Below are 18,291 nucleotides of genomic sequence, written 5' to 3'. Positions count from 1 at the left end.
GACCAGCCGTCACCCCACCGTGACCGAACGACCCGACCCGGGCGTGTCACACCGCCCCAGCTTCCGCACCCGCCACGGCATTTGGCAGTCTGTGTCCCCACCGGGGGGATGCACGGGAGGGGAAAGACGATAATGAACACGGCACCGGCAGACACGTCCGGCGACCCGCGCATCGGCTGGAGCACCACCGACGCTCCCCCCGCCCCCACCCTCCGCCACCGCCGCGACGGCATCCTCCCCACCGTCGCCGCCGCCCTCTCCGTCCGCGGCGCCACCCTCACCGGCACCGCCGCCCGCGGCGACCAACCCCCCGCCCTGCACCACCTCGTCCAGGACTTCCTCGACACCCTCACCAGCAGGCAACGCGACCGCTACACCGGACGCTGCGCCGAAACCATCCTCATCTCCCGTCACATCGCCGCCGCCGACGCCGCCCGCAGCAAACGCGCCGCCCGCAGACCCATGACCAACGGCGAAGCCCGCAAAGCCCTCAAACACGCCAAACTCACCACCCGCCGCATCCGCGAGGACGGCGACCCCCTCCACGGCAGCTTCGCCCCACCCTGCCGCGCCTGCACCGCACTCAGCGCCCACTTCGGCGTCCGCGTCATCGACCCCACACCGCAGGACTGACACCGCACAACCCCCACGCACAACGGCACCCCCACGCCGGACCAGGAACCCGACGAACGAAGAGCAGATGCACGCCGACCGCTCCACATCCCCCAAGCTCTCGACTCCTGTCCCACTCTCGACTTCGCTCGAGCGGGGGGACCTCCATGAGCAGGGGGGACCCCCATCCCGCTTCCCCGTCCCCGTCGACGCCGCACTGCGCACCGCAGGCTGGCAACCAGGCCGCTGGGACATAAAGCAGGCGGAAATCTGGGCCGACACCCTCCGCAGCCACACCTCACCCGCAGGCCACCGGCACGCCGTCTTCCCCGCCGCCGTCGAAGCCTGGGCCGAATTCGGCGGCCTCCACATCACCGCCCAAGGCCCCGGCCGCCAACTCGCCCCCGCCACCCTCCACCTCGACCCCCTGCACGGCCTCCACATGGCCCGCACCCTCGGCGACCTCGGCCGCGCCCTCGACACCGAAGTCAGCCCCCTCGGCGAGGAAACCGACAGCCACACCCTCATCGCCATCGACACCGAAGGCCGCGTCTACGCCCTCGACCACACCGGCGACTGGTACCTCGGCCCCCACGTCGACCACGGCCTCACCACCCTGCTCACCGGAATCGCCCCCGTACGACTCACCGCAGGGTGACTCAGGCCACCCCCGCCGGAATCACCGCCGACACCCGGAACCCACCCGCATCCGTCGGCCCCGACACGAACACCCCACCCAGCGCACCGACCCGCTCCTTCATCCCCAGCAGACCATTGCCCCCACTGGGCAACCGCGCCGCCTCCACCACACCCGGCTCCGGCGGCGGCTCGTTCTCCACCTGCATCGCGATCTCCGCACTGCGATGCGCCAACCGCACATGCGTCTTCGCCCCCGCCGCATGCTTGTGGACGTTCGTCAACGCCTCCTGCACCACCCGGTACGCCGTCTGCTCCACCTCGGGCGCATACGACCGCACCTCCCCCTCCACCGACAGATCCACCACCATGCCGGCCGCAGCGGACTGCCCGATCAACTCCTCCAACTCGGCAAGGCAAGGACCCTCGGAGGACTCCGGCTCAGCGAGCCGGGACGCGGCAGCGGCAGCCGCCACCCCCACAGCGGCAAGAGACACAGCAGACCGAGCCGGCCGCGCCACGGCCCCGTCCCCGCTCCGCAGCACACCCAGCATCTGCCGCAACTCGGTCAGCGCCTGCCGCCCCATGTCCCCGACCAGGGCGGCGTTCTTCACCGCCTTCTCGGGATCCTTCCGCGCGACAGCCTGAAGCGCCGCCGCATGCACCACCATCAGACTCACCCGATGCGCGACAACGTCATGCATCTCCCGCGCGATCCGCGTCCGCTCCTCGTTCCGCGCCCACTCCGCACGCTCCTCCGCCCGCTCCGCGAGCAGCATCAGCTCCCGCTCCAGCGAATCCGCCCGCTCCCGCAAGCTCTCCATCAACCGCCGCCGGGCACCGACGTACAGACCGAGAAGCACGGGAGGGGCCGTCATACCAAGGGCGGTGGTGACGGACAGAAACGGGATGAACCCACCGGCAATGGACAGACCCCCCCGAACCAACCCCTGATGCGCCCGCACATACGTGACGACGAACATCCCCACGAACGACATCCCCGCCAGCGCACCGATGATCCGCCGAGGCAACTCCGAAGCCGCCAGGGTGTACAACCCGACGAGCCCCACCAGGAACCCCATCTGCGCCGGCGTGACGGCGATGCCCACCAACACGACAGCGACGGGCCACCGCCGCCGCAACAGCAGAGTGAGACCGGCGAACAACCCGAACACCATCCCCACCGGAGCCGGCAACCCGGCATCCCGCGAGAACTGAAGCCCCTCCACCGCACACTCCACGGCGGACACCGCCGCGAGCCCTATATCGAGCACGGCACTACGCCACCGCACCCACCACCACGGCCCCCCGGCCGCGGTGTGCACTTCCCCCGACGTGGTCATGGCCCCAGCCTACGGGCGCCCACCGCGGCTTTTCCGGTGAGTTTCCACGACTGCGCCACACCACACTCCGTAACCGAACAGAAGCGAAACGCCCCGGAATCCCTCGAACTGCTGAATCGCACACCGTTCGACCCCGGAAGGACGGATTCCGCCCAGAGGTTATGCCCATGGCACACGCACAGGGCAAGTACGCGGACTTCGAGGGACTACGGGAGCGGGCGGTGGCGCTGCGGCGCGGCGGCTACAGCCTCCGGCAGATCCGCGACGAGCTGAAGATCTTCAACAACGACATCCTCAACCAGCTGGTGAAGGGAGAGGCCCCACCGGAATGGACGAAGCGCCCCCGAGCCAAGGACGACCTGCGGGCGAGGGCACGGGAGCTACGGCTCCAGGGCTGGACGTACGACCAGATCCAGGTGGAGCTGGGGTGCTCGAAGAGTTCGATCTCGTTGTGGGTGCGGGATCTGCCCACACCGGAGCGCGAGCGCCGAACTGACATGACACCCGCTCGGCGCGGAGCGCGGCGCGCTGCCGAGGACCGCGCTGCCGCACAGACGGAACTGGCGGCCGCCGCCTATACCGAGATCGGCCCACTCACCGACCGGGAGCTATTCCTGGTCGGCGTTGGGCTGTACTGGCCTGAAGGCGCAAAGGCCAAACCTGGCGCGCATCGGCGCGTGATCTTCGTGAACAGCGACCCGCACATGATCAAGCTGTTCCTCACATGGCTTGACCTGCTCGGCGTAGCGAAGGAGCGTCGCCGGTTCTCGGTCAATATCCATGAGTCGGCCGACATCGCAAAGGCGGAGGCCTACAGGGCCGACCTAGTCGGCGTCGAGGTCCATGACCTGCTGAAAACCAGCCTCAAGAGGCACAACCCTCGAACCAACCGCACCAACACCGGAGAGGGTTACTTCGGCTGCCTCAGGGTCGCCGTTCTCCGAAGCGCCGACCTACACCGTCGCATTGAGGGCTGGTGGTACGGCATAGTAGGTGCTGGCTCCGCAGCCGATCTAGCAAATCGGACATAGCGGTAATCCCGGGTCGTCTAAGGGCAAGACGGTGGTTTTTGGTACCACTTATAGGGGTTCGAATCCTCTCCCGGGAGCACATGCCCGGTTCGGGTCCTGACCGGTGACATCACCGTCAGGGCCCGCTCTCATGTCCCCCGCGAAACGCCCCGGTATCCTGCGGATGTCCACCCCACCCCTTGAAGCCGAAGGGCATCCCCGTGAGCGCCAACCGCCCGGCCGCCGTCGTTGTTCTCGCAGCGGGTGAGGGCACCCGTATGAAGTCGGCCACACCCAAGGTTCTGCACGAGATCTGTGGTCGTTCTCTCGTCGGGCATGTGCTCGCCTCCGCGCGCGAGTTGAAGCCCGAGAATCTCGTCGTCGTCGTGGGCCATGCCCGGGAGCAGGTCTCGGCGCACCTGGCCGAGATCGATCCGGATGTTCGTACGGCCGTGCAGGCCGAGCAGAACGGCACGGGGCATGCCGTGCGGATGGCTCTGGAGGAGCTGGGCGGGTCCGTGGAGGGAACCGTGGTGGTCGTGTGCGGTGACACCCCGCTGCTGACCGGTGAGACGCTGCGGCGGCTCGCCGCGACCCATGGTGAGGACGGCAACGCCGTCACGGTGCTGACGGCCGAGGTCCCGGATGCCGCGGGCTACGGCCGGATCGTGCGGGACGACACGGGTGCCGTCACGGCGATCGTCGAGCACAAGGACGCCAGTGACGCGCAGCGGGCGATTCGTGAGATCAACTCGGGTGTCTTCGCTTTCGACGGCCGGTTGCTGGCCGAGGCTCTGAAGCAGGTCCGGACGGACAACAGTCAGGGTGAGGAGTACCTGACGGATGTGCTGGGGATCCTGCGGGGGGCCGGGCACCGGGTGGGGGCGTCCGTCGCCGCCGATCATCGTGAGATCGCCGGCATCAACAACCGGGTGCAGCTCTCGGAGGCCCGTCGCATCCTCAATGACCGGCTCCTCACGGCCGCCATGCTCTCGGGTGTGACCGTCGTCGACCCCGCGACGACCTGGGTCGACGTCACCGTGACCTTCGGGCAGGACGCCGTCGTCCACCCCGGTACGCAGCTCCTGGGTTCGACGTACGTCGGTGAGGGTGCCGAGGTGGGTCCGAATTCGCGGTTGAGGGACACCGAGGTCGGTGCGGGGGCGCGGGTCGACAACACTGTGTCCGACAGCGCGGTGGTCGGGCCGCAGGCTTCCGTCGGTCCGTACGCCTACCTTCGCCCGGGCACGCGTCTCGGCCTGAAGTCCAAGGTCGGTACGTACGTGGAGACGAAGAACGCCTCGATCGGTGAGGGCACGAAGGTCCCTCACCTCTCCTACGTCGGTGATGCGACGATCGGTGAGTACACGAACATCGGTGCCGCGAGTGTCTTCGTGAACTATGACGGACAGGCCAAACACCACACCACGGTGGGGTCCCATTGCCGTACCGGTTCGGACAACATGTTTGTGGCTCCTGTCACGGTCGGGGACGGCGCGTACACCGCGGCCGGTTCTGTGATCACGAAGGATGTGCCGCCCGGTTCGCTGGCTGTGGCCCGTGGTCAGCAGCGGAATATCGAGGGTTGGGTGGCTCGTAAGCGTCCGGGGAGTGCGGCTGCGAAGGCGGCTGAGGCGGCTTCCCGGGAGTCGGATGGCGAGGGCTGACCGGAATCAGGTGCGTCTGTGACGGCGTACCGTGATAAGTGCACACCCGCACCCCACCAGCTGAGACGGTCGTCCGTTTCCAGCCGTTGTGGCTGTGGCGGCTTCTGGATGCCCAGCTGAGTTATGACCTCTGAGGAGACAGTGTCGTGACCGGGATCAAGACGACCGGCCTGAAGAAGTTGATGTTCTTCTCCGGCCGCGCCCACCCCGAGCTTGCCGAGGAGGTCGCCCAGCAGCTGGGTGTCGGGGTCGTCCCGACGAAGGCCTTCGACTTCGCGAACGGTGAGATCTATGTGCGTTATCAGGAGTCGGCGCGGGGTGCCGACTGCTTCCTGATCCAGAGCCATACGGCTCCGATCAACAAGTGGATCATGGAGCAGTTGATCATGATCGACGCGCTGAAGCGTGCGTCGGCGCGTTCCATCACCGTGATTGTGCCGTTCTACGGTTACGCGCGGCAGGACAAGAAGCACCGGGGACGTGAACCGATTTCGGCGCGTCTGATCGCTGATCTGATGAAGACGGCGGGTGCGGACCGGATTCTGACGGTGGACCTGCACACGGACCAGATCCAGGGTTTCTTCGACGGTCCGGTGGATCACCTGTTCGCGTTGCCGCTGCTGGCGGACTATGTGGGCCGGAAGGTGGACCGGGACAAGCTGACCGTGGTGTCGCCGGATGCCGGCCGGGTGCGGGTCGCGGACCGCTGGTGCGACCGGCTGGGTGCGCCTCTCGCGATCGTGCACAAGCGGCGGGACAAGGATGTCGCGAACCAGGTGACGGTGCACGAGGTCGTGGGTGAGGTCGAGGGCCGGGTGTGTGTCCTGGTCGATGACATGATCGACACGGGTGGCACGATCTGCGCGGCGGCGGACGCGTTGTTCGCGCACGGTGCGGAGGATGTCATCGTGACGGCGACGCATGGTGTGCTGTCGGGTCCTGCGGCGGACCGTCTGAAGAACTCGCGGGTGAGTGAGTTCATCTTCACGGACACGCTGCCGACGCCGGGTGAGCTGGGCCGGGACCTGGACAAGATCACGGTGTTGTCGATCGCTCCGACGATCGCGAGTGCGGTGCGTGAGGTGTTCGAGGACGGTTCGGTGACGAGCCTGTTCGACGAGCAGTAGTACCAGTAGTACCTACCGGCCCTGGGGCTGGTGGAGATCGTTTTGGGTGCGGCCTCCTTCTGCGAGTAAACTGCTGCAGTTGCTCGGCGAGGGAGGCCGCACTCGTTTTTCGACTGCGGCGGTCCGTTATCGACGCGCTCTTCGTAGCAGGCCGTTCGTGGCCGGGTGACCCCGACCGTTTGTCCTATGTACTACTACGAGGAGTGAGACATGTCCGAGGTGAAGATCGCCGCCGAGACGCGCACCGAGTTCGGCAAGGGTGCCGCGCGTCGTATCCGCCGTGCCAGCAAGGTTCCGGGCGTGCTGTACGGGCACGGTTCCGACCCGCTGCACCTGACGTTCCCGGGTCACGACCTGCTGCTGGCGCTGCGTACGCCGAATGTTCTGATCTCGCTGGACATCGACGGCAAGACCAATGAGCTGGCGATCCCGAAGGCCGTGCAGCGTGACCCGCTGAAGGGTTTCCTGGAGCACGTGGACCTGCAGCTGGTGAAGCGCGGCGAGAAGGTCACCGTCGAGGTCTACGTCCACACCGAGGGCGAGCTGGCGCCGGGCGGCAACCTCCTGGAGCACGTTCTGAACACGCTGCCCGTCGAGACCGAGGCCACGCACATCCCCGAGTCGGTCACCGTCTCCATCGAGGGTCTGACGGCCGGCGCCTCCGTCCTCGCCAAGGACATCCCGCTCCCGTCCGGCACCACGCTGGCTGTGGACGAGGACACGGTGGTCCTGCAGGTGCTGGCCGCGCAGGCCGAGGAGGCCGCTGAGGGCGAGGCCGAGGGCGAAGAGGCCACTGCCGAGGCCTGATCCCTCACCGACACCGTTTCGTCAGCCGCTGCTCCTTCGGGAGTGGCGGCTGGCGCGTATAGAGGAGACGTGGACGTGACGACCGATCCAGGCGCGCCCTGGCTCATCGTGGGGCTCGGTAATCCTGGGCCCGAGTACGCCATGAACCGGCACAACGTGGGGTTCATGGTGGTGGATCTGCTGGCGGGGCGGGTCGGGGGGAAGTTCAAGCGGGCGGGGAAGGCGCAGGCGCAGGTCGTGGAGGGGCGGATCGGGCCGCCGGGTCCGGGGAGCCGTCGGGTGGTCCTGGTGAAGCCGATGTCGTACATGAATCTGTCGGGTGGCCCGGTAAACGCTCTGCGGGAGTTCTACAAGGTGCCGGTGGGGAATGTCGTCGCGGTGCATGACGAGCTGGACATCGGTTACGGGACGCTGCGGTTGAAGCTGGGTGGTGGCGACAACGGTCACAACGGGTTGAAGTCGATCACGAAGGCGTTGGGGTCGGACTATCACCGGGCGCGGTTCGGCATCGGGCGTCCGCCGGGGCGTATGCAGGTGGCGGACTTCGTGTTGAAGGATTTCTCCTCGGCGGAGCGCAAGGAGCTGGACTACTTCGTGGACCGGGCGGCGGATGCGGTGGAGTGTCTGGTGATCGACGGGCTGGAGCGGGCGCAGAGTACGTACAACTCGTGATGTGTCGCCCTTCGGGGTTGACCGGGTGCGCGGGGATGTCCCATGATCCCCGCCATGCCTGCCACCGCTGCCCGTTCTCGTCGGGCCTCGTCCGCTGCGCTCCGGTCGGTGCGGGTGGTGGTGATGGGGGCGGTCGCCGCGCTGATTCTGGTCGGTGGGGTGTGGGGGTCGTGGGGTACGGCGCAGTTTGTGATGCTGACCAAGGGTCGTGAGCGCGGCTCGATCGAGGTGACGCGGTGTGGGGCGGATGCGTGCAGTGGTCCGTTCAGGCCGGTGTCGGCGGGGGCGACGGCGCGTGACCGTGTGACGATCGAGCAGACGGTGGCGGTGCGGCGGGGGCGGACGTACGCGGTGGTGGTGAGGCCGGGCACGGACGATGTGGTCCGTTCGGGTCCGGCGGGGGTTCTGTATGCGTGGCTTCCGCTGGCCGGGGCGTTGTTGATGGCGTCGGTGGTGGTGGCGGGCGGGCTGCGGCTGAGGCGGACGGGGTGGCTGCTGGCGGCATCGGGGGTGGCGCTGTTGACGGCTGCCTTCGTGGCGCTGTGACGCATGTGGCTTGGCTGGCGTCTGTGAATGAAGTGTCTGTTGCCTCTTCGTGATTGACCTGTGGTGTTCGCAGGCCGGATGCTGAGCCGCCCCCTCCACGTCTTCCGTTCCGTTCCTCGAAGATGGACTGCCCATGCGTACCCTCATGCGCGCCGGTGCCTTTGTCGCCGTCGCCTCAGCAGCGTTGCTGACCGCTCCGTCCGCCCTTGCCTCGGCCCCGGGTGACAACGGCACCGTGAAGATCCACGATGCGAAGACCGGCGAGGAGCTCGTCAAGAACGAGCCCAAGGTCTGCACCTTCTACCTCGACGGATTCAAGTTCGACGGTGCCCAGAAGGTCGTCTGGCACATCGAGGCGTGGGCCAACAACGACCTGTCCAAGGGCACGACTGTCACGTCGGGGTCGCTGACGCTCGACGGCTCCGGTCACGAACGCACTGCCGACATGACTCTTCCGGACGGCCAGTACAAGCTGTTCTGGAACTTCGACAACGAGCACGGCAAGGCCAAGCACAAGGTGTTCTCGTCGGACTGCGAGGGTTCCGGCGGGGGCGGTACGGCGCCGTCGGGCTCCCCCTCGGCCTCCGTGTCGGCCTCCGTGTCCGCCTCCCCGTCGGGCACGGTCGGTGCGAGCGCCTCGCCGGGTTCGTCGTCGGGTGCGGGGGCGTCGGTGTCGGCCTCCGTGTCCGCGTCCCCTTCGGCGCAGGGTGGCAGCGGTGACCTGGCCGAGACGGGCAGTGGTGCTCCGGTGGGGCTGTTGTCCGGTGTGGCGGCGGCGCTGGTGGCCGCCGGTGGTGGTCTGGTGCTGTGGCGCCGCAGGGCCGCCCGGGGCTGACGTCCGCGCGATGTGACGGTGCCCCCGAGCCTTGTACGGGCTCGGGGGCACTGTCGTGTCCGGGGCTGTGTCAGCCGGTGTTGCGCAGGCCGGCTGCGACGCCGTTGACGGTGAGGAGCAGCGCGCGGGAGAGCAGCGGGTCGGGTTCCTCGCCTGCGGCGGCCGCGTCGCGCTGGCGCTTGAGGAGGGCGACCTGGAGGTAGGAGATGGGGTCGAGGTAGGCGTCGCGGATGGCGAAGGTCTGCTTCAGCACCGGCTGGGCGTCGAGCAGTTCCTGTTCGCCGGTGACGCGGAGTACCTCGCGGACGGTGAGTTCGTGTTCGGCCCGGATGGTGTCGAAGACGTGCTTGAGGTTGTCGGGGACGAGTGTGTCGACGTAGTGCTGGGCGATCCGCAGGTCGGTCTTGGCGAGGGTCATCTCGACGTTGGAGATGAAGTTGCGGAAGAAGTGCCACTGTTCGTGCATCTCGTTGAGCACGGTGTCGAGGCCGGCTTCGCGCAGGGCCTTGAGGCCGGAACCGACGCCGTACCAGCCGGGGACGATCTGCCGGGACTGGGTCCAGCCGAACACCCAGGGGATGGCGCGCAGGCCGTCGAGGCCGGCGCCGGAGTCGGGCCTCCTGGACGGGCGGGAGCCGAGGTGGAGGTCGGCGAGCTGGTCGACGGGCGTGGAGGCGAAGAAGTACGCCGGGAGGTCGGGGTCCTCGACGAGCTTTCGGTAGGCGGCGTGGGCGGCGTCGGAGACGACGTCCATGGCGGCGTCCCAGCGGGCGAGGGCCTCGCCGGACTGGCGGGGGGCGGTGTGCAGGGCGGAGGCCTGCAGGGTGGCCGCGACCGTCAGTTCGAGGTTCTCGCGGGCGAGGGACGGGATGAGGTACTTGTCGGAGATGACCTCGCCCTGTTCGGTGACCTTGATCTCGCCTTCGAGGGTGCCCCAGGGCTGGGCGAGGATGGCGTCGTGGGTGGGGCCGCCGCCGCGGCCGACGGTGCCGCCGCGGCCGTGGAAGAGGCGCAGGCGTACGCCGTAGCGGTGGGCGACGTCGCGCAGGCGGCGCTGGGCGCGGTGGATCTCCCACTGGGAGGTGGTGATGCCGCCGAACTTGGAGGAGTCGCTGTAGCCGAGCATGACCTCCTGGACGTCTCCGCGCAGCGCGACCAGGCGCCGGTAGGAGGGGTCGGAGAGCATGTCCTCGAGGATGGTGTCGGCGGCCTTGAGCTCGTCGGTGGTCTCCAGGAGGGGGACGATGCCGATCTTGGCCCAGCCGCCGTGGAGGTCGAGGAGGCCGGCTTCGCGGGCGAGGACGGCGGCGGCGAAGACGTCGTCGGCGCCCTGGCACATGGAGATGATGTAGGACTCGATGACTTCGGGGCCGAAGACCTTCAGGGCGCGCTTGATGGTCTTGAAGGTGCCGAGGGTCTTGGCGCCGGCCGCGTCGAGCGGTGCCGGGGTGGGGGCGAGGGGGCGGCGGGAGCGGAGTTCCTTGGCGAGCAGCTTGTGGCGGTACTCGCGGGGCATGTCGTCGTAGCGCCAGGATTCCTCGCCGAGCCGGTCGAAGAGCTGGCCGAGGGCGTGGTGGTGGGCGTCGGCGTGTTCGCGGACGTCCATGGTGGCGAGCTGGAGGCCGAAGGCGGCCAGGGTGCGGATGGTGCGGGCGAGGCGGCCGTCGGCGAAGAGGCCGCCGCGGTGGGCGCGCAGGGAGGTCTGGATGACTCTGAGGTCGTGCAGGAGTTCGCTGGTGCCGAGGTAGTCGCGGCCGGGCTCGTGCTGGGTGCCCTTGGCGAGGCGCCGCTTGGTGTTGACGAGCTTCTGGCGGATGCAGGTGGCCTTGAGCCGGTAGGGCTCCTCGGCGTTGAGGCGCTTGTAGCGGGGGCTGATCTCGGGCAGGAGGTCAAGGTCGGTCTTGAGGGACTCCAGGAGTTCCTCGGTGGCGCCGGTGTAGCGGATGGAGTTGGACAGGAAGCCGCGCAGCTCGTCGATCGTCTCCAGGGCGTCGTTGATGCCGTGCTCGTGCTGGAGGATGAGGACTTCCCAGGTGACGTCGGGGGTGACGTTCGGGTTGCCGTCGCGGTCGCCGCCGATCCAGGTGCCGAAGGTGACGGGGCGAGTCTCGTCGGGGAGCTTGATGCCGACGCGTTCGAGTTCCGCGGTGAGGTCCTCCAGGACGTCGCCGACGGCGCCGGCGTGGAGTTCGTCGAGGTAGTAGATGGCGTTGCGGGCCTCGTCGGCGGGTTCGGGGCGGACGACGCGGAGCTCGTCGGTCTGCCAGACGAGGTCGATGTTCTCGGCGAGCCGGGTGTCGTGGCGGCGGCGGTCGGACTCGATGACGGGGGTTTCCAGGAGTGCGGCGATGCGCCGGAGCTTGTTGAGGACGGACCGGCGCGCGGCCTCGGTGGGGTGCGCCGTGAAGACGGGGCGCACGTTGAGGTTGCGGACGGTGTCGCGCAGGTGGTCGGGGTCGGCGTCCTTGAGGCGGTCGGCGGTGCGGGAGAGCAGGCCGCCCTCGGCGGCGCGCTTGGCACGCAGTTCGCGGCCGCGGTGCACCTGCTCGGTGACGTTCGCCAGGTGGAAGTAGGTGGAGAAGGCGCGCACCAGCTTGGCGGCGGTCTCCAGTTCGGTTCCGCGCAGCAGTTCCGCGGCGGCGTCACCGTTCTCGCGGGTCAGCCGGCGGACCCTCTCGACCAGTTCCAGGAGCTCGGGGCCTTCCTGGCGGACGAGGGTCTCGCCGAGCAGGTCGCCCAGTCGGCGGATGTCGGCGCGCAGTTCACTGCTGGTCGTCGTCGTCTGGTCGTCGGCACTGCTCACAGGTGCGGCTCCTTGCAGTGTTGAAGCTCATCCGAAGGGGGACCCGGATGGGTGCCGTGCGCGGCGGCTGCCGCATACGGTCCGGGCATCCGGGAAGAAATCAGAGCGGACCGCGCTGTCCGACCGACTCCAAGGATAGGTGGCGATGCGGACGCGCAGGCTTTCGGGCTCTTGCCGCCGGGCGACGCACTGCCATACTTACGACGCCGTAGGTTACGGAACCGTAGGGTCTCCCGTCAGGTGGCGGGAGCACGCCGGGAGCCGTATCCGGACATTTGCCTCGACCCTCGACCCCACAGGGGACGCCCCATGACCACGAGCTCCGATGTGATCGAAGACGCCCCGAAGGCGAACGACGACTCTTCGCTGCCCTCCGCGACGCTGGGTGGCGAGCAGAAGCGCTCGATCGAGCAGATCACGCTGCTGCTGTTCATCACCGTCCCGTTCCTGGCGCTTGTCGCGGCGGTGCCGCTGGCGTGGGGATGGGGCGTGAGCTGGCTCGATATGGGCCTGCTGGTCTTCTTCTACTACCTGGGCTGCCACGGCATCACGATCGGTTTCCACCGTCACTTCACGCACGGCTCGTTCAAGGCGAAGCGGCCGCTGAAGATCGCGCTGGCGATCGCGGGGTCGATGGCCGTGGAGGGTCCGCTGGTGCGCTGGGTGGCCGACCACCGCAAGCACCACAAGTTCTCCGACGCGGAGGGCGACCCGCACTCCCCGTGGCGCTACGGGGAGACGGTCCCGGCGCTGATGAAGGGCCTGTGGTGGGCCCACGTCGGCTGGATGTTCGACGAGGAGCAGACGCCCCAGGACAAGTACGCCCCGGACCTGATCAAGGACCCGGCGATGCGGGCGATCTCCCGCCAGTTCGCGCTGTGGACGACCGTGTCGCTGCTGCTGCCCGCACTGATCGGCGGGCTGGCCACGATGTCCTGGTGGGGAGCGTTCACCGCGTTCTTCTGGGGGTCTCTCGTCCGGGTGGCTCTGCTGCACCACGTGACGTGGTCGATCAACTCGATCTGCCACGCGGTGGGCAAGCGGCCGTTCAAGTCGCGCGACCGTTCGGGCAACGTGTGGTGGCTGGCGATCCTGTCGTGCGGCGAGTCGTGGCACAACCTGCACCACGCGGACCCGACGTCGGCACGGCACGGTGTGGAGCGGGGCCAGCTGGACTCCTCGGCGCGGATCATCCGCTGGTTCGAGCAGCTGGGGTGGGCGTACGACGTGCGCTGGCCGTCACGCTCGCGTATCGATTCGCGTCGCAAGGTGACGGGAGTGGCTCCCGACACGGGAAGGTGACCGCCGGCACGGCATGATGGCGGTGTGGCGACCGACTCCAGCACCCCCAGCAGCGACAAGCCGCGGCGCCCGCGCCGTACTCGGATGACCGGTGCCGAGCGCCGCCAGCAGTTGCTGGAGATCGGTCGCACGCTGTTCGCCGCGAAGGGCTTCGAGGGGACGTCGGTGGAGGAGATCGCGGCCAAGGCCGGGGTGTCCAAGCCGGTGGTGTACGAGCACTTCGGCGGCAAGGAGGGGCTGTACGCGGTGGTGGTGGACCGCGAGATGCGGCGCCTGCTGGAGATGGTGACCAGCTCCTTGACGGCCGGGCACCCGCGTGAGCTGTGCGAGCAGGCCGCGTTCGCGCTGCTGGACTACATCGAGGAGTACACGGACGGTTTCCGGATCCTGGTCCGGGACTCACCCATCCCGCAGTCGACGGGCTCCTTCGCGTCGCTGATCTCGGACATCGCGACGCAGGTGGAGGACATTCTGGGCCGCGAGTTCAAGAGCCGCGGCTTCGACCCGAAGCTGGCCCCGCTGTACGCGCAGGCGCTGGTCGGGATGGTCGCGCTGACGGGCCAGTGGTGGCTGGACGTGCGCCGCCCGAAGAAGGCGGAGGTGGCGGCGCATCTGGTGAACCTGGCGTGGCACGGCCTGGACGGGCTGGAGCCGAAGCCTCGGCTGATAGGTCACCGGAAGAGCTGAGACCGCGGGGCGGTCAGCGTCGGGTGATCGCCTCACCGATCGTGAAGCCTTTGGCGGGGCCCGCGGGGATGACGGCATCGATGCCGTAGCGGACCCGATGTTCTTCCTTGTACGTGGCCTTCTTGTAGTCGGGTTCGCTCAGGATCAGAACGGCGCCGCCCTCGTCGATATCATCGATGATCACGTAGAGGGGGATGTCCGCCCGGGCGTACTCACGCCGTTTGCGGACCCGATCGCGCTCGATGTTGCGACGGCCGGGGGAAACAACCTCGACGACCATGAGAACTCCCGCGGCGTCAACTCCAAGATCCTCCTCGTCGGGGATCTCGTCGAGGTCCCTGGGAGCGACGAAGAGGTCGGGAATCCAGGACTTGCGGCGGTACATGACGTTGATGTCCTGGTACGGCGCATGGCCACCATGCACGAGATGGGCATCCAGCGCCCGCCGAAGACGGTTGATGAGCACGCCATGACGACGACCGGTGGGCGACACCTCGATGGACCCCTCGATGATCTCGGCGCGGTAGCCCTCGGGGAGATCCATGGCCTTCCAGGTCCGCCACAGGATCTCGTCGAGTTCGGAGACCGGCTCGTTCTCCACCACCGGAATCACCTCATGCGCGAGAGTGGTCACCTCCTCCATAAGTCTGGGCGCGGGCGCCACTGCGGCACAAGCGACACCCGAACGCCATGGACGCGAAACACTCAGTGACGCTCGTACCGCAACTGATCATCCGAACGAGTGATCGTCTACTGAAGGGGCTCCAAGAACTCCAGCCGGTTCCCCACGGGATCCTCCGAGTAGAAGCGCCGGTGGCCGGGCAGGTCGTGGTCCCAGGTGACCGGTGCCCCCCGCTGGGCGAGCCGCGCCGCGTACGCCTCGATGCCCGTGACCCGCAGCCCGGGGTGGGCCTTCTTCGCGGGCCTGAAGTCCTCCTCGATGCCCAGGTGCAGCTGCACGGTCCCCGCCTGGAACCAGCAGCCTCCGCGCGCCGCGAGCACCGGCGGCTTGGGGATCTCCGTCATGCCGAGGACGTCGACGTAGTACGCGCGCAGCAGGTCCTCGGAGCCGGGCGGGGCGGCGAGCTGGACGTGGTCGACGGCGGTCAGCATCGGTCAGGCCCCTTTCGTCGCGACGGCGAAGATGCGGCGGAACGGGAACACCGTGCCGTGCTCGGTCGCCGGGTACGCCTCGCGCAGCGCCGCACGGTAGTCGGCGACGAACTCCTCCGCCTCCTCCCCCAGCTCGGCGAGGATCGGCCGCAGTCCGGTGCCCTTGACCCAGTCGAGGACCGGGTCCTCGCCCTGCAGCAGATGCAGATACGTCGTCTCCCAGACGTCCGCCGCGCAGCCGAGCGCGGTGAGGTGGTGCAGGTACGTCTCCGGGGTGAGGACAGCGTCGTCGTGGCGCAGGGTTTCGGCGAGGCGGTTCCTCCAACGGGCGGAGTGGGCCAGTTCGCGCATCAGCCGGTGGCTCGGGGAGCCGAAGTTGCCGGGGACCTGGAAGGCGAAGGTGCCGCCCGGCTCGAGTGCTGTCACCCACTCGGCGAAACGGCCGGTGTGTCCGGGTACCCACTGCAGGGTGGCGTTGCTGATGATCAGGTCGTACGGCTCCTTCGGCGCCCAGGTGCGGGCGTCGGCGTGCGCGAAGTCCAGGCGGCCGCCGCCGGCCGTGGGGCCCGTGTAGGCGTCGGTCTTCGCGAGCATCTCCGGGGAGTTGTCGTAGCCGGTGATGTGCGCGGTGGGCCAGCGCTCGGGGAGCAGGACGGTGACGTTGCCCGGTCCGCAGCCCAGGTCGGCGATGCGGGGCGGGTCGCCGGGAAGTTCGGGCACGCGGGAGAGCAGGTCGGTGAAGGGACGGGCGCGGTGGTCCGCGTGGCGGAGGTACTGGGCGGGGTCCCAGGTGGGGCCGGTGGTGGGCATGGCGGGGCCTCCTCGGGGCGGACGGACGAGCGGGCGCCGCGGCGCGGACGCGCGCCGTCGTACGGAGGCGTCGCCCCCGTTCGACGTCGCCTCCGTACGGCTCGCCATCCTCGTAGGCAACTCTCTCGACGTCAAGAGACTCCACATCAAGATGTCTCACGTCAAGAGACTTCACATCGACACAACCACTACACTGATCGCATGGAGGACGAGGTCGATCGGCTGGTCGCGGCGTGGCGCAGGGAACGCCCGGACCTCGACGTGGAACCGCTCGAGGTGCTCAGCCGGGTGAGCAGACTGGCCCGGCATCTGGACCGCGCACGCCGGCTGGCGTTCTCGGAGCACGGCCTGGAGCCCTGGGAGTTCGACGTCCTCACCGCGCTCCGCCGGGCCGGCAGCCCCTATCAGCTGTCCCCCGGCCAGTTGCTCACCCAGACGCTGGTCACCTCCGGCACGATGACCAACCGTATCGACCGCCTGGCGAAGAAGGGCCTGGTCGAGCGGCTCCCGGACCCGAGCGACCGCCGGGGTGTGCTGGTGCGGCTCACGGACGAGGGCCGGGACCGGGCCGACCAGGCCCTGGCCGGACTCCTCGACCAGGAGCGCGCGATCCTCTCCGAGCTGAGCTCGGCCCAGCGCGGTGAGCTGGCCGCGCTGCTACGCCAGCTGACCGCCCCGTTCGACAACATCCCCGGCTAGGTCGACCGGCCCGACGCCGGCCCTGCGGGCGAGGGCGACGGCGGCGAGGGTCGAGTGGACGCCCAGCTTCCCCAGCACGTTCTGCATATGGGTGCGGACGGTGTGCGGGGACAGGAACAGCCGCTCGGCGACGGCCTTGCGGCCCAGTCCGGCGACCATGCACCGCAGCACCTCCCGCTCCCGGGGCGTGAGGGACTCCACCAGACGCTCGCTCTCGGTGCGGTGCTTGCGGGCCGCGGTCAGCTCGCGCAGCACCCCGGTGAGCAGGGCGGGCGGCAGGTGCGTCTCGTCCCGCAGGACGCCCCGGATGACCGTGAGCAGCCGCTGCAGCGAGCAGTCCTTGGCGACCCAGCCGGAGGCGCCGGCCTGCAGGGCCAGGGCGGCGCGGCGCGGGTCGTCCTTCTCGGCGAGGACGACGGTCCGCACGTTCGGCTGGCCGGAGCGGACGCCGGCGACCAGGGAGATGCCGTCGACGAGGCCGTCCTCGTCGCCGTCCTGGACGGGGACCGCCGGGCGTGAGCCCAGGACGTTGCCCGCGAGGTCCGCGTCGACGAGCATCACGTCGAATCTGCGGCCCTCCGCGGCCGCCCGCTCCAGGCAGCGCAGCGCGGCCGGACCGCTGCCGGCCGCGGACACGTCGACGTCCGGTTCGGCCGCCAGGGCGGCGGCGAGGGACTCGGCGAAGATGCGGTGATCGTCGACGACCAGAACTCGGATGCGAACCACTGATACCCCCACTGTTCGGGGGACGGCCCGGCGCGGACACGGCGCCCGGAGCGCTCCCCGGATTTTCACCTGGGACGGGTAACGCAGCGGCACGGCCGCCGCCGTGCTGGAACTGCTACCCCCGCCCCGGGCGCCGTACCCGACTGTCTCGCCCCCTGATCAGCACCAGCCCCCACCGGTGCTGTTCACAGGGTAGGGCCGCCGGCCTGGAGCGGAAGGAGATTTGCAGAACTGGTCGGCTGACCCGTTTATGGTGAGCCGCATGTTTCGTATCGAGACAGAAGTCGACAAGGAGCGGCGGGATCTGCTTCGGGCTCGGCTGCGCGAGACGAACACGGTGGCGTCCCCGGTGCTGCGCGCCCTGCGCGGAACACCGGCGGAGCGGGATGTTCCGCTCCATGTGTGGGCGTTGGACGCGGCGGGGGGACTGGCGGGCGGGCTGGTCGGGCACACCTGGACGACGTGGCTGCACGTCGCGTACCTGTGGGTGGACGACCGGCACCGCGGCGCGGGCCTCGGCACGCGGCTGCTGGCGCAGGCGGAGCGCACGGCCCACGAGGACCGCGGCTGCACGGCGTGCCGCCTGGAGACGTGGGACTTCCAGGCCCCGGAGTTCTACCGGAAGCAGGGCTACGAGGTGGTGTGCGTGATCCCCGACTATCCGCCGGGGATCACGGAGTACACGTTGACGAAACGACTGGGCTGAGCCGGACCGGTTTCGCCCCCGCCGCCCCTACCCGTCCCATCCTCCAGGGGCTCCGCCCCTCCGACCCCACCAGGGGCTCCGCCCCTCCGACCCCACCAGGGGCTCCGCCCCTCCGACCCCACCAGGGGCTCCGCCCCTCCGACCCCACCAGGGGCTCCGCCCCTCCGACCCCACCAGGGGCTCCGCCCCT

19 protein-coding genes and 1 tRNA gene are annotated in these 18,291 nt (G+C 69.0%); 14 read left to right on the top strand and 6 right to left on the bottom strand.

Annotated features, from left to right (window positions below):
- Window positions 1-132: 132 nt before the first annotated feature.
- Both AB0N14_RS17015 and AB0N14_RS17010 read left to right on the top strand, forming a co-directional pair.
- Window positions 133-633 (top strand): YwqJ-related putative deaminase, encoded by a 501-nt coding sequence (locus AB0N14_RS17015; RefSeq protein WP_366026440.1) that lies wholly within the window; start codon window positions 133-135, stop codon window positions 631-633.
- A 67-nt stretch (window positions 634-700) separates the two neighbouring features.
- Complete coding sequence (locus AB0N14_RS17010) at window positions 701-1,270, top strand: SUKH-3 domain-containing protein (RefSeq protein ID WP_366026439.1); 570 nt, start codon at window positions 701-703, stop codon at window positions 1,268-1,270.
- Window position 1,271: 1 nt separating this feature from the next.
- On the opposite strand, the gene AB0N14_RS17005 is transcribed toward AB0N14_RS17010, so the two are convergent.
- Entirely contained in the window at window positions 1,272-2,591 is a 1,320-nt protein-coding gene (locus AB0N14_RS17005; RefSeq protein WP_366026438.1) for a histidine kinase, read from the bottom strand.
- Window positions 2,592-2,758: 167 nt separating this feature from the next.
- Between AB0N14_RS17005 and AB0N14_RS17000 the strand changes: the two genes are divergently transcribed.
- From AB0N14_RS17000 to AB0N14_RS16965, 8 genes are all read left to right on the top strand, one after another.
- Entirely contained in the window at window positions 2,759-3,622 is an 864-nt protein-coding gene (locus tag AB0N14_RS17000) for a hypothetical protein (RefSeq protein WP_366026437.1), read from the top strand.
- 6 nt (window positions 3,623-3,628) lie between these two features.
- Window positions 3,629-3,699: transfer RNA gene (locus AB0N14_RS16995), tRNA-Gln, on the top strand.
- A 123-nt stretch (window positions 3,700-3,822) separates the two neighbouring features.
- Window positions 3,823-5,268, top strand: coding sequence for a bifunctional UDP-N-acetylglucosamine diphosphorylase/glucosamine-1-phosphate N-acetyltransferase GlmU (gene glmU, locus AB0N14_RS16990; RefSeq protein ID WP_366026436.1), 1,446 nt, complete (start codon window positions 3,823-3,825; stop codon window positions 5,266-5,268).
- Window positions 5,269-5,414: 146 nt separating this feature from the next.
- Entirely contained in the window at window positions 5,415-6,395 is a 981-nt protein-coding gene (locus tag AB0N14_RS16985; RefSeq protein ID WP_366026435.1) for a ribose-phosphate diphosphokinase, read from the top strand.
- Between the two features lie 210 nt (window positions 6,396-6,605).
- Complete coding sequence (locus AB0N14_RS16980; protein WP_366026434.1) at window positions 6,606-7,202, top strand: 50S ribosomal protein L25/general stress protein Ctc; 597 nt, start codon at window positions 6,606-6,608, stop codon at window positions 7,200-7,202.
- A 69-nt stretch (window positions 7,203-7,271) separates the two neighbouring features.
- Window positions 7,272-7,874: an aminoacyl-tRNA hydrolase gene (pth, locus tag AB0N14_RS16975; RefSeq protein WP_366026433.1), complete on the top strand. Its 603-nt coding sequence runs from the start codon at window positions 7,272-7,274 to the stop codon at window positions 7,872-7,874.
- A 42-nt stretch (window positions 7,875-7,916) separates the two neighbouring features.
- Window positions 7,917-8,420 (top strand): hypothetical protein, encoded by a 504-nt coding sequence (locus AB0N14_RS16970; protein ID WP_366026432.1) that lies wholly within the window; start codon window positions 7,917-7,919, stop codon window positions 8,418-8,420.
- Between the two features lie 133 nt (window positions 8,421-8,553).
- A complete protein-coding gene (locus AB0N14_RS16965; RefSeq protein ID WP_366026431.1) occupies window positions 8,554-9,255 on the top strand; it encodes an LPXTG cell wall anchor domain-containing protein in 702 nt (233 codons plus the stop codon).
- Between the two features lie 70 nt (window positions 9,256-9,325).
- Here the strand turns inward: AB0N14_RS16965 and ppc are convergent, their stop codons facing one another.
- Entirely contained in the window at window positions 9,326-12,058 is a 2,733-nt protein-coding gene (gene ppc / locus AB0N14_RS16960) for a phosphoenolpyruvate carboxylase (RefSeq protein WP_366026430.1), read from the bottom strand.
- Window positions 12,059-12,367: 309 nt separating this feature from the next.
- Here ppc and AB0N14_RS16955 point away from each other — a divergent pair, with 309 nt between their 5' ends.
- Both AB0N14_RS16955 and AB0N14_RS16950 read left to right on the top strand, forming a co-directional pair.
- Complete coding sequence (locus AB0N14_RS16955; protein ID WP_366026429.1) at window positions 12,368-13,360, top strand: fatty acid desaturase; 993 nt, start codon at window positions 12,368-12,370, stop codon at window positions 13,358-13,360.
- Window positions 13,361-13,444: 84 nt separating this feature from the next.
- Window positions 13,445-14,047 carry a TetR/AcrR family transcriptional regulator gene (locus tag AB0N14_RS16950; protein ID WP_366026650.1) on the top strand — a complete coding sequence of 201 codons (603 nt, stop codon included), beginning with the start codon at window positions 13,445-13,447 and terminating at the stop codon, window positions 14,045-14,047.
- A gap of 13 nt (window positions 14,048-14,060) precedes the next feature.
- On the opposite strand, the gene AB0N14_RS16945 is transcribed toward AB0N14_RS16950, so the two are convergent.
- From AB0N14_RS16945 to AB0N14_RS16935, 3 genes are all read right to left on the bottom strand, one after another.
- Entirely contained in the window at window positions 14,061-14,690 is a 630-nt protein-coding gene (locus AB0N14_RS16945) for a Uma2 family endonuclease (protein WP_366026428.1), read from the bottom strand.
- Window positions 14,691-14,797: 107 nt separating this feature from the next.
- On the bottom strand, window positions 14,798-15,160 hold the full coding sequence (locus AB0N14_RS16940; RefSeq protein WP_366026427.1) for a VOC family protein: 363 nt from the start codon (window positions 15,158-15,160) through the stop codon (window positions 14,798-14,800).
- Window positions 15,161-15,163: 3 nt separating this feature from the next.
- A complete protein-coding gene (locus AB0N14_RS16935; RefSeq protein WP_366026426.1) occupies window positions 15,164-15,970 on the bottom strand; it encodes a trans-aconitate 2-methyltransferase in 807 nt (268 codons plus the stop codon).
- Window positions 15,971-16,171: 201 nt separating this feature from the next.
- Here AB0N14_RS16935 and tamR point away from each other — a divergent pair, with 201 nt between their 5' ends.
- On the top strand, window positions 16,172-16,669 hold the full coding sequence (gene tamR / locus AB0N14_RS16930; protein WP_103837595.1) for a MarR family transcriptional regulator TamR: 498 nt from the start codon (window positions 16,172-16,174) through the stop codon (window positions 16,667-16,669).
- On the opposite strand, the gene AB0N14_RS16925 is transcribed toward tamR, so the two are convergent.
- Window positions 16,628-17,395: a response regulator transcription factor gene (locus tag AB0N14_RS16925; RefSeq protein WP_366026425.1), complete on the bottom strand. Its 768-nt coding sequence runs from the start codon at window positions 17,393-17,395 to the stop codon at window positions 16,628-16,630. The genes tamR and AB0N14_RS16925 overlap by 42 nt on opposite strands.
- 250 nt (window positions 17,396-17,645) lie before the next feature.
- Between AB0N14_RS16925 and AB0N14_RS16920 the strand changes: the two genes are divergently transcribed.
- Window positions 17,646-18,101 (top strand): N-acetyltransferase, encoded by a 456-nt coding sequence (locus AB0N14_RS16920; protein ID WP_366026424.1) that lies wholly within the window; start codon window positions 17,646-17,648, stop codon window positions 18,099-18,101.
- Window positions 18,102-18,291: the final 190 nt, after the last annotated feature.

Origin of the sequence: Streptomyces sp. NPDC051104 (assembly GCF_040682835.1) — a bacterium.
In the GTDB taxonomy this organism is placed as follows: domain Bacteria; phylum Actinomycetota; class Actinomycetes; order Streptomycetales; family Streptomycetaceae; genus Streptomyces; species Streptomyces cynarae.
The sequence above is the reverse complement of the archived record's forward strand: the minus strand, read 5'-3'. Positions and strand labels throughout refer to the sequence as shown.

Excerpts from the sequence above, each read along its gene's own strand:
- AB0N14_RS16980 (WP_366026434.1), top strand. The coding sequence starts at position 6,606 with ATGTCCGAGGTGAAGATCGCCGCCGAGACGCGCACCGAGTTCGGCAAG.
- AB0N14_RS17010 (WP_366026439.1), top strand. The coding sequence starts at position 701 with ATGCACGCCGACCGCTCCACATCCCCCAAGCTCTCGACTCCTGTCCCA.
- AB0N14_RS16945 (WP_366026428.1), bottom strand. The coding sequence starts at position 14,690 with ATGGAGGAGGTGACCACTCTCGCGCATGAGGTGATTCCGGTGGTGGAG.
- AB0N14_RS17015 (WP_366026440.1), top strand. The coding sequence starts at position 133 with ATGAACACGGCACCGGCAGACACGTCCGGCGACCCGCGCATCGGCTGG.
- AB0N14_RS16970 (WP_366026432.1), top strand. The coding sequence starts at position 7,917 with ATGATCCCCGCCATGCCTGCCACCGCTGCCCGTTCTCGTCGGGCCTCG.
- AB0N14_RS16965 (WP_366026431.1), top strand. The coding sequence starts at position 8,554 with ATGCGTACCCTCATGCGCGCCGGTGCCTTTGTCGCCGTCGCCTCAGCA.
- AB0N14_RS16950 (WP_366026650.1), top strand. The coding sequence starts at position 13,445 with ATGACCGGTGCCGAGCGCCGCCAGCAGTTGCTGGAGATCGGTCGCACG.
- AB0N14_RS17000 (WP_366026437.1), top strand. The coding sequence starts at position 2,759 with ATGGCACACGCACAGGGCAAGTACGCGGACTTCGAGGGACTACGGGAG.
- AB0N14_RS16935 (WP_366026426.1), bottom strand. The coding sequence starts at position 15,970 with ATGCCCACCACCGGCCCCACCTGGGACCCCGCCCAGTACCTCCGCCAC.
- AB0N14_RS16940 (WP_366026427.1), bottom strand. The coding sequence starts at position 15,160 with ATGCTGACCGCCGTCGACCACGTCCAGCTCGCCGCCCCGCCCGGCTCC.
- AB0N14_RS17005 (WP_366026438.1), bottom strand. The coding sequence starts at position 2,591 with ATGACCACGTCGGGGGAAGTGCACACCGCGGCCGGGGGGCCGTGGTGG.
- AB0N14_RS16920 (WP_366026424.1), top strand. The coding sequence starts at position 17,646 with ATGGTGAGCCGCATGTTTCGTATCGAGACAGAAGTCGACAAGGAGCGG.
- AB0N14_RS16955 (WP_366026429.1), top strand. The coding sequence starts at position 12,368 with ATGACCACGAGCTCCGATGTGATCGAAGACGCCCCGAAGGCGAACGAC.
- tamR (WP_103837595.1), top strand. The coding sequence starts at position 16,172 with ATGGAGGACGAGGTCGATCGGCTGGTCGCGGCGTGGCGCAGGGAACGC.